The organism is Candidatus Eisenbacteria bacterium (assembly GCA_016867495.1).
Taxonomy (GTDB): Bacteria; Eisenbacteria; RBG-16-71-46; order CAIMUX01; family VGJL01; genus VGJL01.
Map to the genome: position 1 here is coordinate 1 of VGJL01000247.1, position 3,182 is coordinate 3,182.

3 protein-coding genes are annotated in these 3,182 nt (G+C 67.0%); 2 read left to right on the top strand and 1 reads right to left on the bottom strand.

What is annotated here, in order from left to right; all coding sequences use genetic code 11:
- Together FJY88_12955 and FJY88_12960 are read left to right on the top strand one after the other, a co-directional pair.
- Nucleotides 1-802: DUF2334 domain-containing protein (locus FJY88_12955; GenBank protein ID MBM3288238.1), on the top strand; the 802-nt coding region annotated here is incomplete at its 5' end.
- Between the two features lie 14 nt (nucleotides 803-816).
- A complete protein-coding gene (locus tag FJY88_12960; GenBank protein MBM3288239.1) occupies nucleotides 817-2,208 on the top strand; it encodes a hypothetical protein in 1,392 nt (463 codons plus the stop codon).
- Nucleotides 2,209-2,225: 17 nt separating this feature from the next.
- On the opposite strand, the gene FJY88_12965 is transcribed toward FJY88_12960, so the two are convergent.
- Nucleotides 2,226-3,020, bottom strand: a complete 795-nt coding sequence (locus tag FJY88_12965) for a class I SAM-dependent methyltransferase (GenBank protein MBM3288240.1) — start codon at nucleotides 3,018-3,020, stop codon at nucleotides 2,226-2,228.
- Nucleotides 3,021-3,182: the final 162 nt, after the last annotated feature.

The window sequence follows — 3,182 nt, forward strand, 5'->3', positions numbered from 1 at the left end:
CACTTTCACCGCGCCGGAGCATCCGGACACGGTGACGATCCGCGCGCAAGCCAGGAGAGAAGATGGCGCCGCTCTCGCGGGAACGGCGACGATCGTCGTCTACCGTCAGTGGGCGGTCCTCAAGGCGAATGACTTCCGCTATGTTCCGTCCTGGACGGTATCCCGCGGCTGGCGCCGGTACGTCGACTTCGTCTCCCGCAGAGAGATCCGGACATCGCTGGGACTGATCGGCAAGGAGATCGAGCGAGGCGACTCCTCCTTCGCCACCATGATCCGGGATCTTGCCGCCGATCAGCGCTACGAGTTCTGGAACCATGGATATGACCACGCGGTCAGCGTCCCGGACTCCCTTGGCCGCATCGTCTCGGAGTTCCGTGGGACCAGCTACGAGCATCAGCTCGATCACCTGCGACGCACGCAGGAGCTGGCGCGCGATGAATGCGGCATCGCGCTCTGCGCCTTCGGCGCCCCGGGAAATGCCTTCGATGCGAACACGGTGCGGGCGCTCGACGCGTGCCCCGATGTTAGGATCTGGCTCTTCGGCCCCGAGGAGTCCGGCAAGCTCGTCCTGCCGCAAACGATTCCGATCGAGCAGCCGATCTTCAACCCGGACTTCGCGGCCTTCCTGACAGCCTACGATCCGGAGCCGCCGTTCGCCGTCTATCAGATCCACCCGAAGGACTGGGACGAGACCCGCTTCGGCGAGTTCACCCGGATCGTCAACTTCCTCCTCGATCAGGAGGTGACCTTCGTGACTCCGTCCGAGCTCGAGCGATTCCTCGAGCCGGAGCGGATCCCGTAGGCGGGTAGCAGGTCTTGGCCTCTCGACAATCGATCGCCGGGACTCAGGGGACCTCCGTCAGGCGTTTCTGGCCGCTCGCGGCCGCGGCTGTCATTGTGGGCGTCGCGGCGGCCTACAACTGGGTTGCCGCCCTGGCGATCGTGGCGGGGGTCCTTCTCTTGGGCTTCGCATTCCTCGACGTCTCGGCTCTCGTGATGGGGCTCCTGCTCCTCCACATGCTCGGGCAGCCGTGGCACCTCTCCTGGGCGAGCCTTTCGTTCGGAGGCGCGAACATCTATCCGAACGACGTCCTCGTCATCCTCTTGCTGGGCGTGGTCCTGCAACGGTGGGCGCGCTCCGGCGCGATCCCGGGATCGCCGGGCGACGCGGTCGGCTGGTCCGTCGCTCTCTTCCTCGCCTACGGGGTTCTCTCCCTCGCGCGCAGCATTCCGCTGCACGGATGGATGGCCTTCCTCGGATTCAGGCAACAGATCGCCTACGCGATCCTCTTCTTCTTGGTTCTCGCCGTGATGCACGGACGTCCTTCCCGCAAGCGCTTGCTCGCCGTGATCCTGATCGCGGCCGCGGGAGTCGGGGTCAACGGGATCGCCAACCTGATCGCCGGAAAGCCCTACGGCTGGCAAACGAGCAGCCGCACCTTCAGGTACCTTTCGAGCTTCCAGGCGATGACCCTATTCTTCGGACTCTCGCTCATCCTCGGGGGCATCTGGTCACGGAGGCGACCCCTGTGGAGCTACATCCTCGCCGGCCTCTGCCTCTTCGGGATCCTGATCTCGCAGGCGCGATCGGTCTGGATCGCCGGCGTGGCGGGTCTCCTGGCGGGATGCCTGGGGTCTTCCTGGTGGCGCAGGGTCGTCTTGCGCCTCGCGATCCCGGCCGGGATCGCTGTGGCCATCTTGATCGCCACCGGCGGCGTCGAGATCGGCTTCGACATCTCCAAACGGGCCGCGAGCCTCGCGAATGTCCAGGAGGACGTCTCCTGGGTCTGGCGCCTCTTCGTCTGGGGCGAGGCCCTCGAGAAGCTCTCGGCGAGCCCGATCCTCGGCCTGGGGCTGGGTCAGAGTTTCGTCTACTTCGACCCTGTGCGCGGCATTTGGGAGAGGGATCGGCAGATTCACAACACGTATCTCGAGCTGGCCTACTACGTCGGCGCGATCGGCGCTCTGCTCTATCTCCTCTTTCAGGCTCTCGTGCTGCACAGGCTCCTGCGCGCGGCCCGGCGCCTCGGGCGGCACCCTCGCGCCGCCCTCTTGAGCGGCCTGGCGAGCTGCCAGGTCTGTCTCATGGGCGTCGCTTTCGCGAATGTCGTCGGAGCCTCGATGACGGCGACGATCTACACCTGGATCCTGGGCGCAATCGCCATCCTCGAGGTTCGAGACGCGGAGCGAGATCTGCCCGCCGGATGAACGGTCGCGCGGCCTCGCTAAGGACCGCGGCGCGCGAAGAGGACCAGGTCCGGGGACTTCCCCCTCCGCGGGGCGCCCCGCAGATCGCACGCCGCGCGAGCCCGCATGAAGCCCGCCGCGCGCAGCGACTCCCTCCAGGCCGACTCCCTCACGGCGCTCTGGATGTTCCTCGACGCGCGCATCTCCCATGCCGCGTCGGGCCCGGACCGATAAAGCAAGGCTGAAAGGAACAAGATCCCGGTCTTCACCGGGATCTGGTGGCGCATGAGGATCCACTCCTCCTCGCCCGCGCGATGGAATCGCACGGGGAATGCATATCCCTCCCGAGGAATCCTCGAGAGATCGCGTAGCTGGACGATCAGGACCCCCGACGGACGCAGCGCGCGCCGGAAGGCCCGGAGGATCTCGCCGCGCGCCCGCGCGGAGCCGCCGGACGAGAGGGTGTTCCCCAGACAGAGGACGGCGTCGAAGGGAGCGCGGGAGAGGCCGGCCGACTCTCGGAGATCGCGCCTCAGGAAGCGCGCCTTCACTCCCTCGTTGGCCGCGTGGGCGCGGGCCTCGCGGATCATGGCGCGCGACGAATCGATGCCGGTCACTTCCCACCCCCGGCGGGCCAGCTCCACGGCGTGGAAGCCGCTGCCACAGCCCGCGTCGAGGACGCGACGAACGCCGAGCCCGCTCAAATGAGGCGCGATCGCGTCGATCTCGGCGCCGATCCTCGCCGGAGAGGCGAGCATTCTGTAGGCCGGGGCCAGAAGCTCGTAGACCTCATCGCCCGCCCCCTTCCCGAGAGCCGCCCCTCGAGATCTCACACCGGTTCCCGATCGCTTCCCTCGCCTCCTCCCGGAATCCACGTCGCTTCCCTCCTTCTTCTCCGCCGATTCTGCATTCTCGGGGATCGCTTGTCATCCGTCGGAGTTCAGGCGGCGTCCTATGCTATGCTTCCCGCATGCGCTCTGCGCAGGGGACGCCGC